General features: G+C 70.5%; 17 protein-coding genes. 11 read left to right on the top strand and 6 right to left on the bottom strand.

Annotated features, from left to right (window positions below):
* Positions 1–128: 128 nt before the first annotated feature.
* Positions 129–1,322, top strand: a complete 1,194-nt coding sequence (locus tag BLR21_RS06240) for a glycosyltransferase (protein ID WP_090004729.1) — start codon at positions 129–131, stop codon at positions 1,320–1,322.
* Positions 1,323–1,367: 45 nt separating this feature from the next.
* Positions 1,368–2,459: an Rv2629 family ribosome hibernation factor gene (locus BLR21_RS06235; protein WP_143027629.1), complete on the top strand. Its 1,092-nt coding sequence runs from the start codon at positions 1,368–1,370 to the stop codon at positions 2,457–2,459.
* 17 nt (positions 2,460–2,476) lie between these two features.
* Here the strand turns inward: BLR21_RS06235 and BLR21_RS06230 are convergent, their stop codons facing one another.
* On the bottom strand, positions 2,477–2,761 hold the full coding sequence (locus tag BLR21_RS06230) for a hypothetical protein (RefSeq protein ID WP_090004727.1): 285 nt from the start codon (positions 2,759–2,761) through the stop codon (positions 2,477–2,479).
* A 41-nt stretch (positions 2,762–2,802) separates the two neighbouring features.
* Positions 2,803–4,119 (bottom strand): MFS transporter, encoded by a 1,317-nt coding sequence (locus tag BLR21_RS06225; protein WP_090004726.1) that lies wholly within the window; start codon positions 4,117–4,119, stop codon positions 2,803–2,805.
* A gap of 274 nt (positions 4,120–4,393) precedes the next feature.
* On the opposite strand from BLR21_RS06225, the gene BLR21_RS06220 reads away from it, so the two are divergent.
* A complete protein-coding gene (locus BLR21_RS06220) occupies positions 4,394–5,182 on the top strand; it encodes an SDR family NAD(P)-dependent oxidoreductase (protein WP_256334501.1) in 789 nt (262 codons plus the stop codon).
* A gap of 33 nt (positions 5,183–5,215) precedes the next feature.
* Here the strand turns inward: BLR21_RS06220 and BLR21_RS06215 are convergent, their stop codons facing one another.
* The gene (locus BLR21_RS06215) at positions 5,216–6,001 is read right to left on the bottom strand and encodes an ANTAR domain-containing response regulator (RefSeq protein WP_090004724.1); all 786 of its coding nucleotides are present in this window, start codon (positions 5,999–6,001) and stop codon (positions 5,216–5,218) included.
* A 185-nt stretch (positions 6,002–6,186) separates the two neighbouring features.
* On the opposite strand from BLR21_RS06215, the gene BLR21_RS06210 reads away from it, so the two are divergent.
* The 8 genes from BLR21_RS06210 (at position 6,187) to BLR21_RS44620 (ending at position 11,152) form a co-directional block, all read left to right on the top strand.
* Positions 6,187–7,299 carry a DNA alkylation repair protein gene (locus BLR21_RS06210; protein WP_090004723.1) on the top strand — a complete coding sequence of 371 codons (1,113 nt, stop codon included), beginning with the start codon at positions 6,187–6,189 and terminating at the stop codon, positions 7,297–7,299.
* Positions 7,300–7,392: 93 nt separating this feature from the next.
* Positions 7,393–7,683 (top strand): DUF4342 domain-containing protein, encoded by a 291-nt coding sequence (locus BLR21_RS06205; protein WP_090004722.1) that lies wholly within the window; start codon positions 7,393–7,395, stop codon positions 7,681–7,683.
* Between the two features lie 338 nt (positions 7,684–8,021).
* Entirely contained in the window at positions 8,022–8,276 is a 255-nt protein-coding gene (locus BLR21_RS43575; protein WP_256334500.1) for a MarR family winged helix-turn-helix transcriptional regulator, read from the top strand.
* Positions 8,277–8,618: 342 nt separating this feature from the next.
* On the top strand, positions 8,619–9,086 hold the full coding sequence (locus tag BLR21_RS06195; protein ID WP_051769164.1) for a DUF6292 family protein: 468 nt from the start codon (positions 8,619–8,621) through the stop codon (positions 9,084–9,086).
* Positions 9,087–9,289: 203 nt separating this feature from the next.
* The gene (locus BLR21_RS06190) at positions 9,290–9,823 is read left to right on the top strand and encodes a DUF5994 family protein (RefSeq protein ID WP_176929504.1); all 534 of its coding nucleotides are present in this window, start codon (positions 9,290–9,292) and stop codon (positions 9,821–9,823) included.
* Positions 9,820–9,975: a DUF6307 family protein gene (locus BLR21_RS42315; protein WP_176929503.1), complete on the top strand. Its 156-nt coding sequence runs from the start codon at positions 9,820–9,822 to the stop codon at positions 9,973–9,975. The genes BLR21_RS06190 and BLR21_RS42315 overlap by 4 nt, the downstream gene beginning before the upstream one ends.
* 23 nt (positions 9,976–9,998) lie before the next feature.
* Complete coding sequence (locus tag BLR21_RS06185) at positions 9,999–10,841, top strand: transglutaminase-like domain-containing protein (RefSeq protein WP_218130773.1); 843 nt, start codon at positions 9,999–10,001, stop codon at positions 10,839–10,841.
* 143 nt (positions 10,842–10,984) lie between these two features.
* Positions 10,985–11,152 (top strand): RGCVC family protein, encoded by a 168-nt coding sequence (locus BLR21_RS44620; RefSeq protein ID WP_218130772.1) that lies wholly within the window; start codon positions 10,985–10,987, stop codon positions 11,150–11,152.
* A gap of 62 nt (positions 11,153–11,214) precedes the next feature.
* Here BLR21_RS44620 and BLR21_RS06180 read toward each other — a convergent pair whose 3' ends face one another.
* The 3 genes from BLR21_RS06180 to BLR21_RS06170 all read right to left on the bottom strand — a co-directional run bounded on the left by BLR21_RS06180 (position 11,215) and on the right by BLR21_RS06170 (position 14,209).
* On the bottom strand, positions 11,215–11,862 hold the full coding sequence (locus BLR21_RS06180) for a 3-oxoacid CoA-transferase subunit B (RefSeq protein ID WP_090004721.1): 648 nt from the start codon (positions 11,860–11,862) through the stop codon (positions 11,215–11,217).
* A gap of 1 nt (position 11,863) precedes the next feature.
* Positions 11,864–12,640 carry a CoA transferase subunit A gene (locus BLR21_RS06175; RefSeq protein WP_090004720.1) on the bottom strand — a complete coding sequence of 259 codons (777 nt, stop codon included), beginning with the start codon at positions 12,638–12,640 and terminating at the stop codon, positions 11,864–11,866.
* A 354-nt stretch (positions 12,641–12,994) separates the two neighbouring features.
* A complete protein-coding gene (locus BLR21_RS06170) occupies positions 12,995–14,209 on the bottom strand; it encodes an acetyl-CoA C-acetyltransferase (RefSeq protein ID WP_090004719.1) in 1,215 nt (404 codons plus the stop codon).
* Positions 14,210–14,283 lie beyond the last annotated feature (74 nt).

The raw sequence follows: 14,283 nt of genomic DNA, 5'->3' as shown, positions 1-14,283 counted from the left end.
CGGTGCGGTGACGCGGAGTAGCGCTTCGGCGAGTGGTGTTTCGAACCGTTCCTGGCGGATAAATCTCCTCTATGGACCGGACTTCCCCTGTCGTGGACGGGGATCGGCTGTGCGACGGAGGTGAGGGCATGAGGATCGCGATGGTGTCCGAGCACGCAAGCCCACTGGCGGAGCTGGGCGAGGTCGACGCCGGTGGGCAGAACGTGCATGTGGCCGCGCTCTCGGAAGCCTTGGTGGCGCGGGGACACGAGGTCGTGGTCTACACGCGGCGTGACGACCGCAAGCTCCCTGAACGGGTGCGCGCGAAGGCCGGCTACGAGGTGGTGCACGTGCCCGCCGGACCTGCCGAGTACGTGCCCAAGGACGAACTCCTGCCGTTCATGGGGGAGTTCGCCCGCTTTCTGGCCGCGGACTGGTGTGCCACACCGCCTGACGTCGTGCACGCGCACTTCTGGATGTCCGGCTTCGCCGCCGTGATGGCGGCGCGCGACCTCGACGTGCCGGTGGTGCAGACCTTCCACGCGCTCGGCACCGTGAAACGCCGCTACCAGCACGACGCGGACACCAGCCCTCCCCAGCGGATCGCGGTCGAGCGGATCATCGGCAAGAAGGCCGATCTGATCGCCGCGACCTGCGACGACGAGGTGAACGAGCTGGTGAGGATGGGAATCCGGCGTACCCGCACCGCCGTCGTGCCGTGCGGCGTCGACCCGGAGCTGTTCCACCCCGCCCCGGCCTCTCCCCGCCCGCGGCGGATCGTGTCGGTCGGCAGGCTGGTGCCACGCAAGGGGTTCGAGGACCTGATCACCGCCCTGCAGACCGTGCCGGACGCCGAGTTGCTGATCGCGGGTGGCCCGCCCAGCCGCAAGCTGCGAACGGACCGGGAGGCGCAGCGGTTGCTCGCGCACGCGGAGGCCCTCGGGGTGCGCGACCGGGTCCGGCTGGTCGGGCAGGTGGCCCGCAAGGACATGCCCGACTTCCTGCGCTCGGCGGACGTCGTCGCCTGCGTACCGTGGTACGAGCCGTTCGGCATCGTGCCGTTGGAGGCGATGGCGTGCGGCCTGCCGGTGGTCGCTTCCGCGGTCGGCGGGCTCCTCGACACCGTGGTCGACGGCATCACCGGGAAGCTGGTGCCCCCGCGAGATCCGAAACGGCTCGCGAAGGAGCTGCGGGCGTTGCTCGCGGACCGCTCCCGGCGCAACGTCTACGGCACCGCCGGGGCCGACCGGGTCTCCGCCTGCTTCACCTGGGGTGAGGTCGCGCGCAGGACCGAACACCTGTACCTGCGCGTCGCCCGGCCGTCGCTGGCGATGGTGCAGTGACTGCCGTGTAGATGTCGACTCACCGGGAACACCGGTTACATGGACATGTCGAAGTTGCGAGACGTAGCCACAGCCCCCGGTCCGTTCGCATCGGTCTACCTCGACGCGTCGCACGACACCGAGGACGCGGCCAAGATCGCCGATCTGCGCTGGCGGGGACTGCGGGACCAGCTGGCGGACCAGGGCGCACCGGAGAAGACGCTGGCCGCGCTGGACAGGGCGGTGGCCGCGGCCGAGCCACCGGCCGGCAAGGCCGGGCGCGTGCTGATCGCGTCAGGGGCGTCCGTGCTGGTGGACCAGACACTGCCGGTGCCGCCACCCGCCGACGTCACCCGCTACTCGTCACTGCCGGACCTGCTGCCGCTCGCCTCCTACCTGCCGCCACCGGTACCGCACGTCGTCGTGGTCGCCGACTCGTCCGGCGCCGACCTGCACTCGTTCGACGGACAGGTCGAGCTGGTGCAGTCCGTGCGCGGCCGGCAGCACCCGCTGCACAAGGCCGGTGGCGGCGGATGGTCCCACCGGCGGATGCAGCAGCGGGTGGAGGACACCGTCAAGCACAACGCGAAGCAGGTCGCCGACGAGGTCGAACGGCTGGTGGACGAGGTACGGGCCGAACTCGTCGTTCTCGGCGGTGAGGTGCAGGCGCGCAGCGCGGTGCGCAGCGAGCTCGGACTCGACGACGACCTGGTCGTGGAGGTCGAGGGAACGGGACTGGCCGAAGGCACGGACGACGACGAGTTCGGCAACGCCGTGCGTGCTCTGGTCGCACAACGTCAGCAGCGGCGTGATGCCGACGTCGTCGAGCGGTTCCGCGCCGAGCTCGGCCGGGACGGGCTCGCCGTCCAAGGCGTCGAGCGGGTCGCGGAGGCGCTGCGCGAGGCCAACGTGGACACGCTCGTCGTCAACCCCGACGTGCTCGCGGACCAGCTGGTGTGGACGAGTGACCGGCCCGATCAGGTCGGTGCCGACGAGGCAGGCGTCCGTGAGTTCGCCGACGAGCCGGCCGGCGTCGAGCGCAACCGCGCGGACGAGGCGTTCACCCGCGCGGCGGCCGTGACCGGCGCGAACGTCGTCGCCGGCGACGGCATCGAGGTCCTGCAGGGCGTCGGCGCCATCCTGCGCCACCGCCCGTAGTCGTCGTCAGACGAGCCTCACTCCGCACCCAGGCGGCGCCGCAGCTCGGGCAGGAACTCGGCGTCCTGACCGACCAGCGCCGCGGGATCCAGCTCGTGCGGGACAGCCGTGTTCGGCTCGCGGTCGAGCAGGTACCGGATGATCTCCTCGACCAGCGTGGGCCCGTCCGGCTCCTGCACCGCGAGATCGTCGAGAAAGCCTTGCGTCAGCACGACGTGATGAGTGGTCGTCTCCGTGCCTTCGTGCACTTCGGCGGCGTACTCGTGGTCGGCCATGGACGTGATGCGGACTTCCGTGCTCATGGCGGCTGGCTACCCACGAACAGGGGCCGGAAACGCCGCTGTCACCGTCCGTGTGCTTCGGCCCTGGGCCTCGCCCGCACCCGAGCACGGCGGCGCGGGCGCGTGACCGGCGCGGGCTGGTGCGGATGTCCGGCCGGGTGTGCCACACCACGCCGCCGGTGCAGCACCCGGTGGGCGAACGCCGTTCGCCGCTGCGGGGAGGCACCGAAGAGCGAGGCCGCGCTCAGCGTCGCCAGCAGGGTCACGGTGCCCGCCAGCACCAGCGTCGTGTCCGCCCCGATCCGCTCGCACAGCCAGCCGAGCAGGGGCGCGCCGACCGCACCCGCGGCGGCACCGGCGGAGCCGCTGATCGCGAGCATCCGGCCACGCATGCCGTCCTCGGAGTCGAGTTGCAGACGGGTGCTCATGGTCGTGTCGATCAGCACCGCCGCCGCGGCGATCGGCACGAGCACAACGGCGAACGCGACGGGGCTCGGCAGGAGGCCGCCGACCGCCTGGAGCAGGCTCGCGAGGGTCGCGGCCACGAGCAGGAGCCGCACGGACAGCGTGCGCCGGGCCGCCGCGACCAGCCCGCCCAGCACGGTGCCGATGGCGAACACCGACGAGAGCAGGCCGTACATCGCCGCGTCGATGCTCATCGCCGCCATGGTGACCTGGTAGTTGCGGCCGAGGCAGGACAGGACGAACCCGAGTGTGACGAGCAGCAGCAGACGCCCGCTGCCGGTGACGTACCGCAGGCCCTCCCGCACACCCGCCCGGCTGGGAGCGCTCGTGGCGAGGGGGTGGAACTCCGCACTGCGAATGGTCAGCACCGCGACGATGACGGCGACGAAGCTGAGGCCGTTGAGCACGAACAACACCGGTGCGCCGACCAGCGCGACGAGCACGCCCGCCGTGCTCATCCCGAGGATCCGGCCGACCGAACTGATCACCGAGCCGAGCGCGACCGCGTTGGCGAGGCCGTCACGCGGGACGATCTGGCTGCTCAGCCGGCCGAAAGCGGGACCGTCGAACACGGTGACCAGCCCCGCCGCGAAGGTGAGCGCGTAGATCGGCGTCATCGGCAGCTCCGACCAGACGGCGAACGCGAGCATGCCCGCCAGCACGGCGTGCAGGGCCTGGCAGACGAGCACGATCCGGCGCACCGGGAACCGGTCGGCGAGCGCACCCGCCCACGGGCCGAGCAGAACGGCGGGCAGCGTGCTGAGCAGCACCGAGAACCCGACCGAGGTCACCGAACCGGTGCGCTCGAGCACCACCCAGTTCACACCGATGACCTGCATCCACGAGCCCGTCACGGAGATCAGATCCGCGGCTGCCCAGCGGCGGTAGTTCCGATGGCTCAGGGCGCGGAACATCGGCGGCATCGTTCGCCGCAATACACAACTCCTCGAACGGGGATTGGGCCAGACACGACACGGCCCGGACCTAACGAGCCTACGTGCGGTCATGCCGGATCCATACGTGAGTTCCTTCACGGCCGTGGGCGGCTGACGGAGGTTGTTTCCCGAGCGGCCCCAACAGATCCACAGTGGACGTCGGTTACTTACCCGGTGTCGGTAACAACCGCGAATGCCCTGCGCGGTCCGGGGTACCTCCGTGGTGTCGGCCACGCGCTCTGGAGGAGGATCGGTGAACCCACAGGCAGTCGTGACGGGAGCGTCGAGCGGTATCGGACTCGAACTCGCGAAGGTGTTCGCGGACAACGGTTACGATCTGGTGATCGCGGCCGAGGACGACGCGATCGGCACCGTCGGCGGCGAGCTTCGAGGCCGTGGCGTCCACGTCGACGCCGTACAGGTCGACCTCTCGTCGTACCAGGGCGTCGAGGAGCTCGTCGCGCGGATCAGGGCGAGCGGGCGGCCGGTCGACGCGCTCGCGGTCAACGCGGGGGTCGGTGTCGGCGGCGACTTCGTCCGCGACACGTCCGTGGACGACAATCTGGAGATCGTCAACCTGAACGTCACGTCCGCCGTGCACCTGACGCACCGCGTGCTCGCGGACATGGTGGACCGCAAGGAAGGGCGTGTGCTGTTCACGTCGTCGATCGCGGCCACCACCCCAGGTCCGTTCCAGACGGTGTACTCGGCGTCGAAGGCGTTCCTCGCCTCGTTCGGGCAGGGCCTGCGCGAGGAACTGAAGGACACCGGCATCAGCGTGACCACGCTGATGCCCGGTCCGACGGACACGAACTTCTTCGACCGCGCGGGCATGCAGGACACCAGGGTCGCCCAGGCCGCCAAGGACGATCCGGCGCAGGTCGCGCGCCAGGGTTTCGAGGCGTTGATGAAGGGCAGGGACCACGTCGTCGCCGGTTCGGTGAAGAACAAGGCGCAGGCGCTCGCGGGCCGGGTGCTGCCGGACCCGGTGAAGGCCAAGGCGCACCGCAGGATGTCCGAACCCGGCTCGGCGGAGTCGTAACGCCCGCAGCCGACCCTCCTTGGGGCGCCGGGCTCAGCGCGGGACGACGCTGTCGAGCAGGCCCTGCGCGACCTCACGCAGCTTGACGTTCCGTTTCTGGGAGTCCTGCACGAGCATCGCGAAGGCCTCGTCCGCGGTGCACGAATGCACCGCCATGAGCACGCCCTTGGCCTGGTCGATGACCGCGCGTGAGACGAGCGCGGTCTCGAGGTGGGTGATGTGGTCGCGGGAGCGCTGCCACCGGTGGGCGTTGTCGATCGCGGCGCTGGCGGCGGTGGTGAACAGCCGCATCACGCCTTCGTCGAACGGGTCGAACGCCAGGGCGTTGTAGCTGTAGAGGTTGAGGGAACCGACGTGCTTGGCGTCGCTGTGGTCCGCGGCCGGCAGCAGGATCGGCACGGACAGGTAGGCGCGCACGCCGTGCTGCTCGGCGGCCGCGTCGAACTCGGGCCAGCTGCCCCCGTTGCCCCCGACCACGGCGCGCACGGCACGGAGCGTGCGGGCGGCCTCCAGGCACGGACCGCGGTTCGAGCTGTACTGCTTCTCGTCGATCTCGATGAGCGCGGCGACGCTGGCGGCCGCGGTCCTCGGTTGCTCGGGGTTCACGGTGACGGTGACCGCGTCGGCGTCCTGGACCGCTCTCGTCGCGGTCTCGCTGAGCCGCTGGAGCACCTCGTCGAGCGGTTCCTCGCCGGAGAAACCGTCCCGCAGCATCATCAACGCGTCGGTCGCGTCGTCGAGCCGCTCCACCGGGTCCTGCCGCTCGGCTCCGGCGTCGGGTGCGCCGTCCTGGCTCGGTGGGATCGTCAAGTCGTCCATACCGCCGGTCCTCTCACCAGGATCGAGTTCGCTGCGCTGGTCGCTCAACGCGCTCGCAGGGAATGCTAGAGCCTGCGCGATTCGGCGTGCACGTCCGCGGCAGGGGGAGAGACCGAACCGGTGACGGGTAGCGTTGTACTGCCTGGATTCCCACTACTCCGGATCAGTCTCCGGCGGAGAACGACATGCCCTTTGCCGACGAGCTGATCGGTGCTCCGGCCGTGAGTGCCCTCACCGCCGCCCTGCGCAGCGTGTCACCGGGAGCGCGCCTGCCCCGGCTGAGCGCGGCCGGAACCGCCCTGGCGCCGCTGGCGCTCAGGGAGCGCAGCGACCTCATCCGTGACGCGCTGCTCGCCGACCTGCCGGGCGACTACGCCTCGTTCGCGCGGACCGTGCGCGCGGCCGCCGGGGCGCCGGCCTTCACCGGATGGCTGATCTGGCCGGTCACCAGTGCCGTCGCCGCGAAGGCGATCGACGAGGGCGGGGTGGACGCGTTCGACGACGCGCTCGCTCTGCTGGCGGAGCTGACACCCCGGCTGACCTCGGAGTTCGCCCTGCGTGCCCTGCTCGGCCAGGATCTCGGGCGGGCACTGGCCACGATCCTGCTCTGGACCCGTTCGGAGTCCGCGGACGTGCGCCGGCTGGCCTCGGAGGGCACGCGCCCGCTGCTGCCCTGGGCCGTCCGCGTGCCCGGCATCCTCGCCGAGCCCAAGGCCACGCTGCCGATCCTCGACGCGCTGTACCGCGACGAGAGCGAGTACGTCCGGCGGTCGGTCGCCAACCACCTCAACGACATCAGCCGCCGGGACCCGGAACTGGTCGTCGCGACCGCGAGCGAGTGGATGGCCGCGCCCGACGACAACACCGCACGCGTCGTGCGCCACGGTCTGCGCACGCTCGTCAAACAGGGCCATCCGGGCGCGCTGGAGGTGCTCGGGTTCACCTCCGCGCACCTGGACGTGACCGGTCCGCTGCTCACCTCCGGCACCGTGGTGATCGGGGAGACGCTGTCGTTCACGGGCTCGGTGCGCAACCTCGGCCAGGAGCCCGCGCGGCTGGTGATCGACTACGTGGTGCACCACGTCAAGGCCAACGGCACGCTCACCGCCAAGACCTTCAAGCTCACCACCCGGACCGTCGAGCCCGGTGAGACCTACGAGCTCAGCCGGGCGCACTCGTTCCGGGTGCTGACCACGCGCCGCTACCACCCCGGCCGGCACGCCGTCGAACTGCAGGTCAACGGCGTGCGTTCCGGCCGTGCCGAGTTCACCCTCGTGGCCGTCGCGGATGAGGGATAGATCAGGTGGAGGTCAGGGGGAAACCCTGATGGCAGGGCTTCCGGCCGCAGGCACTCTGGAGTCGTCAACGACATCCGCAGTGCGAGGAGAATCATGAGCGAATCCAGGCCTGAGCCCACCCGGACCACCGTCGACTCGGTGGTCGACACCGTGCGCGGGCTGGTCAGCGAGGGTTTCCACCGCCGCGTCGTCATCCGGGACAGCAAGGACGACGTGGTGCTCGAGGTGCCGGTGGCCCTCGGGTTGATCGCGGCGTTCGCCGCTCCGGTGGTGACGACGATCGGTGCCGGTGCCGCGCTGGTCGGCAAGTGCGGGATCTCGCTGGAGAGCCGCGAGCCGTCCGCCGGTCAGTCCGTGACGACGGTCGAGTCCGAGCGGGTGTAGCCACAGGCGTCCCCGCGAGAGGGCGCAGGACCACGACGGGGGACCGGTCGGAGAAGCTGCTGCCGCGCCGCTCGGTGCCGGCGGCGGCACTCGGCAGGGCGTGACGCCGCTCAGCGCCCGAGACGGGCACCACGGCGCCAGCCGGCATGCCGGCGTCCTTGATCATGGAGATGATCTCGTCGTCGCAGGCTGTCACGACTGCGGCGCCGCACCTCGGGCGGACGGGGGGACCTCACCCGCAACCTCGTGCTGAACCTGGTCCACGAGAGTTCCGGCGAGATGACGGTGGGCGGGCTCGTCGGCGAGATGGGGTCGCCCAGCCCGTCGCCAGCCGGACCGTGGCCGCCTGCGTCGCGGACGGCCTGCTCAGGCGTGCCGCCTCGCAGGCGGACGGCCGCCGGACGGTCCTCGAACTCACCGGCGCGGGCGAGGCCGAACGCCGCCGGTTCGCCTCCGAACAACGCGAGACCTTCGAGCTCATCGCGACCGCGTGGACGGCCGCTGAGCGCGACCAGTTCGCACGATTTCCGATCCGCTACAGCCAGGACAGTTCGAACTGGCCGAGCCGGCGAACTTCGTCCGATTCGGAGTGACCATTGCTCACCGGCAGTCCGGCGTGAATCTCGCTCGTGGCGAAAAAACACAACCGGCCTTTGTCGAAAAACGCCTCCTTTTCCGTCACGGCTGATCGGCGTGGGGAGGACCACATCGGCGCTGCGGTGAGGCCGGCTGGGCGGAGCCGCACCCCCGCGCGCCGGCGGCGATGGTCCCGGGCATCTGCCGCAACGACCGCCCGAGAATGTTTCGCCAGTGTTGCGAGCGGTTATAGTGGGGGCGCAGAGTCGTTGATCGGCTCGTCCGCTCGCTTCGGCACCTCCGCGGTCTGTGAGTCCGCCCGTTGTGGCTCCGCAGCGATCTGAGGAACACGGAGTCGCATGGCAGTGACCGCGCCCATCAGTGATGATCGAGTCTCACGCCGCCGGAACGTCGCGCCGGCCGCCACGTCGGAGGGCACCCACCTGCTGGCCGGGGCCCTCGAACGGTACGTGTGGAAGGTCGCCGAGGCCCTCGGCGTGCCGCGCGAAGGCGCCAGCTTCGAGGTCACCGACACCGCCACGGCCTACATCGCGCTCGGCTGCCGTGCGGTGGCCCATCCGGACCGCGACGTCATGCTCGTCTGGAGCGCGACGCAGGGCTGGGCGGTGTCGATCGAAACGGATCCGGCCGAGCCGCTGATCGTGCTCGGCCGCCTCTCCGGGGACATCGTGCAGGCACCGGAGGCCGTGGCGGGTCTCGTGGCCGAGTCCATGACGCGTCCCGGCGTCCGGCAGCCGTCCGTGGCGGGCCCGCCTCCGATGGGGTGGTCGGACCTCGCGGAGTGCATGGAACGCTACGCACCCTGACACCACCCGATTTTCGCCAGAAGATTTCCCGGCGAATGGCGGATCTTCAATTTCCGGAACGGAAATCGTTTTTCGGCGATCATGCCGGAAATGGTGTAGTATCGATTTTGCTGAGAGCATCTCGCACCTGAGCACTCAAGCTCACGTCGCACTCGGTGAAACCTGAACCGGTCCTCCTCAGGACTGGAGACGGGAGTCCCGGCATGACGTCGGCTCCTCACCTTTCCATGGCCCCTCCGGCCGTCACGGCCACCGAGCAGCTTCGGACTCCGCTGCGATTACGGCTGCGGCCGAATGCGCTCTCCACGGGGCATGTCGACGGTGCCTGGTGGCCGCGTTCCCGGGACCTCGCCGCCGAACTGCCCGCGCTGCTGACGGTGCTGGCAGTTCGGCTGGGCGAGATCCCGCGGGTGAGCTACAACCTGACCGAGTGGGACACCGCGCCACGCCAGATCGCCGTACGCGGCGTCCGGGTGCGGCTCAGTGGGTTCTGGTCCAGGCCCGCGCACACCGTGGACGTCATCGCGGGAGACCGGCGCCGCCTGACCCTGCTCCTCGTCCCGCCGGACACCGAACCTTCCGCCGCCCACCACTCCATGATGTGCGCCGCCCAGCGTGAGAACGCCGACACCACCGAGGCCCTGCTGCACGGCGCCGTGGCGAGTGAATCCACTGTGGACTTCGTGGAAACCGGCGGCACCCGCATACCCGAACAGACGTTCCGAGGAGCTCGATGACCACACAGACCTACACGTCCGCGTATGAGCGCAGGCTCAAGATGGTGCAGGACGTGCTGACCGATCAGGCCCAGCTCGACGGCAAGGTGGCACAGGATCTCGCGGTGCACGTGTTGCGCGCGCTGGACCACATACCGGAGCGGGTGCGTTGAACTCGCGCCACTACGGTACCGGCGTGGCACAGCTGACGTGGGGCACTCGACTGCTCCGCGTCGGTTGCGCGTTCACCTACCGCGCAGAGGTGCCCACGCCCGCGGTGTTCCTCGTGCGGCCGCTGTGGAGCGCGGACGTGCGGGTGAGCCAGGAACACATGGACGTGCAGCCGGACGTCCCGATGCGGCACCACCTCGACCTGTACGGCAACCGCAACACCCGCGTCGTGCTTCCCCCCGGTCTGTCCACAGTGCACTACAACGCGTGGGTGGACGTGCCGGACAGGACGGAGGACGTGGACGAGACCGTGCCGGAGACGCTGCCCGACGGTCTGCCGGACGACGTGCTGATGTACACGCTGCCGAGCCGGTACTGCGTGTCCGACGTGCTCGGTGACGAGGCCTGGTCGCGGTTCGGTGCCCATCCGCCGGGCTACGGCCGGGTGCGGGAGATCTGCCGGCACGTCCACGAGTCGCTGAGCTTCGGCTACGGCACCTCCACCGCGTTGTCCACCGCGGCCGACGTCAACGCGGCCGGTTTCGGTGTGTGCCGCGACTTCACGCACCTGGCGATCTCGTTCTGCCGCGCGCTCAACATCCCCGCCCGGTACGTCTTCGGCTACCTGCCGGACCTGGACGTGCCGCCCGGCGACGCGGCGATGGACTTCGCGGCGTGGATGGAGGTCTGGCTGGGCGACCGCTGGTGGACCTTCGACCCACGCAACAACGAGCCCCGCAAGGGCCGCGTCGTCATCGGCCGGGGCCGGGACGCGGCCGACGTCGCCATGGTCACCACGTTCGGCGGCCCGCGGCTGGAGTCCATGGTCGTGCAGGCGGACGAGGATCTGGCGCCGACGTGGCGCTGAGCAGGCTCTGCCCGTGGCGGAGTACGGTGGGGCCACCGAGGGCACGTCGTGCAGCAGCGCCGAGACGAACTCGGCTCCCCGGCCAGGCGTACGCGCTGACGAACCCGTTCTTCCGTTCCAGCGCCGATCATCGGAGTAACCGCATGCCTGATTCAGGAACCACCGCCCTCGACGACGATGTGAGCGCCCCCGGCAACGATGCGACCTGCGTGGTGTGTCCTCACCTGTGGCGCGAACACGACCCGCTGGGCTCGCGGTACTGCACCGCGACCACGGCCTCCGCGCTGACGCGAGGATGCATCTGCTCCTGAACATGTTGAGCGCCAACGGCTTCTACGCGATGTCGCCGGTGCCGGCGTAACGCTACCCGGTGTCAGCCGACACTGAGTTCTCCGGCCAGCACCGGTGCTCCCGTGCTCGCCACCACGCGCTCGACCGTGCTGCCGGGTGCGAGTTCGACGAGGCGGAAGGCGCCGTCGGCGACGTCGAGCACGGCCAGGTCGGTGATGACGCGGGAGACGACCCCGCGTCCGGTCAGCGGCAGGGTGCACGTGCCGACCAGCTTAGGGTCACCGTTGCGGGCGTTGTGCTCCATCAGCACGATGACCCGGCGGGCACCGCTGACGAGGTCCATCGCGCCGCCCATGCCCTTGACCATCGCTCCGGGCACCATCCAGTTGGCGAGGTCGCCGTGCGCGGAGACCTGCATGCCGCCGAGCACCGCGGTGTCGATGTGGCCGCCGCGGATCATGGCGAAGCTGGTGGGGGAGTCGAAGAACGACGCTCCCGGCAGCACGCTGACGGTCTGCTTGCCGGCGTTGATGAGGTCGGGGTCGACCTCGTCGTCGTAGGGGAACGGGCCGACGCCAAGGATGCCGTTCTCCGCGTGCAACGTCACCGTGGAGCCCGCCGGCAGGTGGCCGGGGATGAGCGTGGGCAGGCCGATGCCGAGGTTGACGTTCTCGCCGTCACGTAGTTCGAGCGCGGCGCGGGCGGCCATCTGGTCGCGGGTCCAGGCCATGTCAGTTCTCCTCCTGCCGGGCGCGGGTGGTGCGCTTCTCGATGTCCTTGCGGCCAGCCTGCTCCGGGGTAAGCGCGACAACGCTCTGCACAAAGACACCAGGCAGGTGCACATGGTCGGGGTCGATCTCGCCGACCTCGACGACACGTTCGGCCTCGACAACCGTGAACCGGCCGGCCATCGCGGCGGCGGGGTTGAAGTTGCGTGCGGCGGCGTGGAAGACGCAGTTCCCCGCCCGGTCGACGACGGCGGCGCGCACAAGGGCCACGTCGGTGACGATCGACTCCTCCAGCACCATCTCCTTGCCGTGGAACGTGCGCACCTCCTTGGGCGGCGAGGCGAGCGCGACGGTCCCGTCCGGGTGGTACCGCCACGGCAGCCCGCCCTCGGACACCAGCGTGCCGACGCCGGTGGGCGTGTAGAAGGCGCCGACTCCGGAACCTCCGGCGCGGAGCCGTTCGGCGAGTGTCCCTTGTGGAGTGAGCTCCACGGTAAGCTCGCCGGCCAGGTACTGCCGGGCGAACTCCTTGTTCTCCCCGACATAGGACGCGACGACCCGGCTGATGCGACGGTGTTCGAGCAACAGCCCCAGCCCGGCGCCGTCGACGCCGCAGTTGTTGGACACGATCGTGAGGTCGTCCGCACCCTGCTCCAGCAACGCCTCGATAAGGAACCACGGGATGCCCGCGAGCCCGAAGCCGCCGACCGCGACACTCGCGCCGGACCGGACGCCCGCCACGGCTTCGGCCGGTCCGCTGACCACCTTGTCCAGGCTCATGAGTGGCTCTCTTTCGTGACATGATCGCGAGTTGTCCACAGGCTGCGTAGGTGCTGACCTGTGGTTACCCGGACTTGGATAGGCTGTGGATAGAGCGGGAACCAAATCCGGGGATCGCGCGTTGCGTCAGGAGGAATCGCGCGGGGAGCGGTGGCACGACCGCGTGGTACGGACCGCGGTGACATGGCTGCGGTGACATGGCTGCGGTGGTACGGACCGCGGTGAGATGGCGGCGGTGACATGGCGGCGGTGACATGGCGGCGGTGACACGGCAGCGGTGACACGGCAGCAGTGACACGGCAGCGGTGACACGGCGGATCGGCCACCGTGCGTAGTGCACCGCGGCGACGCTCATCAGCGCACCGCCTCGAAGACCGCGGCGAGCCCCTGGCCGCCGCCGATGCACATCGTCTCCAGGCCGTAGCGGCTGCCGCGGCGGCCCATCTCGTGCGCGAGCGTCGCCAGGATCCGTGCCCCGGTCGCGCCGACGGGGTGCCCGAGCGAGATGCCGGAACCGTTGGGGTTGAGCCGCTCGTCCTCCGCGTCGAGCTTCCACTCGCGCAGGCAGGCGAGCACCTGGGCGGCGAACGCCTCGTTGAGCTCGATCACGTCCATGTCGTCGAGGGTGAGTCCCGCCCGGCCGAGCGCGGCGGCCGTGGCCGGGACGGGCCCGATGCCCATGACCTCCGGCCCCACGCCGGCGACGGCCCAGGACCGGAGCGCGAGCACGGGGCGCAGGCCGCGCTTCTCGGCTTCGGCGCGGGTGGTGACCACGCACAGCGCGGCACCGTCGTTCTGGCCGCTCGCGTTGCCTGCGGTGACCGTGGACTCCGGGTCGAGCTTCAGCCGCACCGGTCGCAACGCGGCGAGGTCGGCGAGCGTCGTGTCCGGTCGGGCGTGCTCGTCGCGGCCGACGACGAGATTAGGCTTGCCGCGGCGGCCGGGCACGGTCACCGGCACGAGCTCGCCGGCGAACCGCCCCGCCTCGTCGGCGGCACCCCAGCGCTGCTGCGACCGCACCGCGTACTCGTCCTGCTCGGCGCGCGAGATGCCGTACTCGCGGCGGAGGTTCTCCGCGGTCTCGAGCATGCCGCCCGGCACCGGGTGGAACCGGCCACCGGCCGTCTCCCTGGCCCGGTCCAGGCGGTCGACTAGCTGGACGCCACCGCTGCGGACACCGGTGCGCAGTCCCAGCGCGTAGTGCTCGACCTGCGACATCGACTCCGCGCCACCCGCCACGACGACGTTCGCCGCGCCGGTCGCGACCTGGCCCGCCGCGTAGAGCACGGCCTGCAGCCCGGACCCGCAGCGCCGGTCGATCTGGAGGCCGGGAACGCCGGTGCCGAGGCCCGCGTCCAGTGCCGCGATCCGGCCGATCGACGGCGACTCGCCGTTCGGGTAGCTCTGCCCGAGCACTACGTCGTCGACATCGCCTTCCCGCAGGCCCGTGCGCCGCACCAGCTCCGTGAGCACGGCGGTGGCGAGGTCGGTGGCGCTCAGGGGTGCGAGAGCCCCGCCGAACCGTCCGACCGGGGTCCGGAGGGGTTCGCAGATCACGACGTCGGTCATGCCGTCGACGCTAGTGCCGGCCGGTTATATACAGAAATACTCATTTGGTGATCGCTGAGACTCTGGGAGTATCA

The organism is Lentzea albidocapillata subsp. violacea (assembly GCF_900100275.1).
Taxonomy (GTDB): Bacteria; Actinomycetota; Actinomycetes; order Mycobacteriales; family Pseudonocardiaceae; genus Lentzea; species Lentzea violacea.
Note: the sequence above shows the minus strand (reverse complement) of the source record. Positions and strands in the feature narration are given on the sequence as shown.

What these genes read in the sequence shown, in the direction of transcription:
- BLR21_RS06225 (WP_090004726.1), bottom strand. Translation starts at nt 4,119, where the DNA reads ATGTTCCGCGCCCTGAGCCATCGGAACTACCGCCGCTGGGCAGCCGCG.
- BLR21_RS06210 (WP_090004723.1), top strand. Translation starts at nt 6,187, where the DNA reads ATGCCCTTTGCCGACGAGCTGATCGGTGCTCCGGCCGTGAGTGCCCTC.
- BLR21_RS06175 (WP_090004720.1), bottom strand. Translation starts at nt 12,640, where the DNA reads ATGAGCCTGGACAAGGTGGTCAGCGGACCGGCCGAAGCCGTGGCGGGC.
- BLR21_RS44620 (WP_218130772.1), top strand. Translation starts at nt 10,985, where the DNA reads ATGCCTGATTCAGGAACCACCGCCCTCGACGACGATGTGAGCGCCCCC.
- BLR21_RS06170 (WP_090004719.1), bottom strand. Translation starts at nt 14,209, where the DNA reads ATGACCGACGTCGTGATCTGCGAACCCCTCCGGACCCCGGTCGGACGG.
- BLR21_RS06205 (WP_090004722.1), top strand. Translation starts at nt 7,393, where the DNA reads ATGAGCGAATCCAGGCCTGAGCCCACCCGGACCACCGTCGACTCGGTG.
- BLR21_RS06180 (WP_090004721.1), bottom strand. Translation starts at nt 11,862, where the DNA reads ATGGCCTGGACCCGCGACCAGATGGCCGCCCGCGCCGCGCTCGAACTA.
- BLR21_RS06195 (WP_051769164.1), top strand. Translation starts at nt 8,619, where the DNA reads ATGGCAGTGACCGCGCCCATCAGTGATGATCGAGTCTCACGCCGCCGG.
- BLR21_RS06235 (WP_143027629.1), top strand. Translation starts at nt 1,368, where the DNA reads ATGTCGAAGTTGCGAGACGTAGCCACAGCCCCCGGTCCGTTCGCATCG.
- BLR21_RS06240 (WP_090004729.1), top strand. Translation starts at nt 129, where the DNA reads ATGAGGATCGCGATGGTGTCCGAGCACGCAAGCCCACTGGCGGAGCTG.
- BLR21_RS42315 (WP_176929503.1), top strand. Translation starts at nt 9,820, where the DNA reads ATGACCACACAGACCTACACGTCCGCGTATGAGCGCAGGCTCAAGATG.
- BLR21_RS06215 (WP_090004724.1), bottom strand. Translation starts at nt 6,001, where the DNA reads ATGGACGACTTGACGATCCCACCGAGCCAGGACGGCGCACCCGACGCC.
- BLR21_RS06190 (WP_176929504.1), top strand. Translation starts at nt 9,290, where the DNA reads ATGACGTCGGCTCCTCACCTTTCCATGGCCCCTCCGGCCGTCACGGCC.
- BLR21_RS06230 (WP_090004727.1), bottom strand. Translation starts at nt 2,761, where the DNA reads ATGAGCACGGAAGTCCGCATCACGTCCATGGCCGACCACGAGTACGCC.